The sequence below is a fragment of the Paenibacillus thiaminolyticus genome (assembly GCF_003591545.1).
Classification (GTDB): domain Bacteria; phylum Bacillota; class Bacilli; order Paenibacillales; family Paenibacillaceae; genus Paenibacillus_B; species Paenibacillus_B thiaminolyticus_A.
On sequence record NZ_QYZD01000088.1, the window covers coordinates 1 to 2,652 of the forward strand.

A 2,652-nucleotide genomic window follows, 5' to 3' on the forward strand; every position below is an offset into this window, starting at 1 on the left:
TTTTTCGGCGTTGGACTATTTGACCCTCCGCTTTTAAACATTTGATAAAGCTCATTAAGGGTTTCACCAGTATTAGATAAACCTTGATACGTTACTCCTGCTCCATGTCCTGCTAAAGCGACGGATTCTGCAGTAACAGCTACGCCTACAGGTGATAATACTCCCGTACCTGATAACGTAACACCAGCGCCTCCTCCCAATACAGCGCCACCCATTTCTAATACTCCGGCTACCGTTGTGATGAGGTGCCCGATCACTTCCCCTGTTTTACGTGCCTTCGGATGATTTGAAGTATATTCCTTTTTTAGGGGTGGGAAGTCTAACGTCAAATCTTCTAAAACGGCCGTTCCTGCTCCTTTTACAACTTCTCCACCGACATCTGCGGCATACATCACCCCGTCCGCCATCTGCTGACCCATCGCGAGTCTGGCTTCCGCTTCCATGAGCTGGGCTTCGCCCAGAATAGCCAGCCACGACTTGGATGGTTCTTGCTCCGGCTTCAGCTTCGGCTGCTCGGCCATGTAACGCTCGTAATTCGCCCTCCAGCGTTGTCTCAGATCGGACGGAATCTGATGATAGGCCTGCTCCAACTCATTCGCAGACTGCGCCATACGTCGGACATAAGAAGCGATATCGTTCCATGATGTGGGTGTTCCTAACTCACGCGCACTTGTAAATACCTTGCCCAGCAGCCACTTTCTATAATAGGCATCCTTGGCTTTCTCGTGCTCGTATTGACTGATGAGTCCTTCCATGACCAGACTGGCCAGATATTTCAGCGGATGCAACCCGCCTTGTGCACCTCCAGCACGGCTCGTTCCTGTACTTCGAACAGGAACAGCTGCGCTTGCTAGTAGACTCACACTCACCGCCGCTCCGGCAAGTCCGCCTAATGCTGCTCCCGCTACTGCTCCTATCATCGGAATGGAGCCTAGCAGCTTGGACTCCGTACCTAGCAATCCATCCGCTTGTCTTTGATCGGCTAGGCTCGTGATCTTCGCAGTTGGAGTCTTAGCTTTGTTGTCGGAGGAACCCTCCGTGGCTGCGGCTTGTGCTGCTTCGTAGTCTTTCATATTCATCAGCGGCGGCTCCGGCACGGGAGGAAGATCCATGACGAACACCGGAGCCTTTACCGAACCCTCTTGCTCAACTACCGGGGCCTTGATATCCGTTTCACCGTCCAGGACCATGCTGCTGGCTCCGCCTGTGAGGTACAATGCACTTCCCGCTGTAAGCGACAGTTCCTGACCTGCATCCAGCTTCACGTGACCGCCTTGAATCCGCACATCTCCCGGGCTGCTGACGGTAATGCCGTTCCCTTCATGGAGTGTAATTGAAAATACTCCCGAGGTAGACAGGGTCAGCTCTTGTTCAGACATGTCCACGCCGCTTCCTTGCGTATGTCTCCATACTTTAACGTCTGGCTCCCCTTGCGCCGCGTGGCGATGCTGTCGCGAATCCATGACATAGGCTTCATGTTCCCGGCTCGTCGGCAAGTAAAGCTCCACCCGCTCCCCAACCTCCGGCATATCATACCAGCCACTATGCTCTTCCGCTACATAGCGAGTGGCCACCGGGAACCAGCATGCTTTAGCCGGGTCCTGCTTTGGGTCGATATCCAGTTGGAGTTGTACCAGGTCTTGATGTACCTTTAACACGCTACCCGCCAGCGCAATCCCCGTAGCTTGATCGTTTTCATAACGGGCAAGGCGAATATCCTGTTCAGCCTGGAGATCATAACGAGTAAGCAGCAGGCCGTCCTCCAGCCGTGTGACTGCCCGAACGACAACGAGCTCTTTTCCTGATCCAATCGGTAACGCAATGATATCTCCTAACGCATAGTATTGCAGGCTTTCGATCACGTAGGTCACATACGATCCTGCACGTTTTCCCGGCTTTCCTGCCTCCAACTCGTGGAACGTTCTCCGTACCTGGCAACTTACATCCCGTTCCATCTTGTACCGTTTTCCTTCCGGTATCCCGAAGAAAACTTTTGGCGACGCTGCAGTTACCTCCGGCACGAGCACTGACCCAAAGCGAGAGGCTAGGCGTTGTAAAAACGCCCAATCCGTCTCCTCATATTGTAAAACAAAAGTGCCCAGTTTGGCATTGTTAGTTACGGTATCAATGGCATCTCCATATTTGTATTTTCGAATCATCGTGGTGACCAGATCAGCGTAAGTACGATGAATATCCTGATAGGATCGCTTCTTTATCTGGATATCCATCTGATACGAATGTGAAGCTGCTTCCAGCTCGAACGTATACACGCCCCGAATGCAATGCACAGATAGTCGCGTAACGATGCCATGGAACAATCGTCTCCGTGATTGTCCCTGCTCATCCAATTGACGGATAACGATCGGTTCCTCTTCCATGTTCTGTCCAATGCATGTGGCTCCCTGTTCTTCCGACAGCATGCCGCTTACCGTTAAATAGGCATGATCGTTGATGGTCCTTGTAATTTGAAGCTTCTCTATATGTTGAGGCTGAAAGGAACCGTAGAAACGCAGACTTTCATACCCGATTCCGTTATGTAATACACTCAAGTGAGTTCATGTCTCCTTCCCGCTCTTGAAACTTGACGGCTTAGAAACAGAACCTTAATCCAACTCCTGCCCGTCATTTTCGATTTGGATATGACCACAATAT

The 2,652-nt window shown here is 51.4% G+C and carries 1 protein-coding gene; it reads right to left on the minus strand.

Annotated features, from left to right (window positions below; all coding sequences use genetic code 11):
* A partial coding sequence (locus tag DQX05_RS30005) for a contractile injection system protein, VgrG/Pvc8 family (RefSeq protein ID WP_119796880.1) occupies positions 1–2,549 on the minus strand: 2,549 nt, incomplete at its 3' end.
* Between the last annotated feature and the right edge of the window lie 103 nt (positions 2,550–2,652).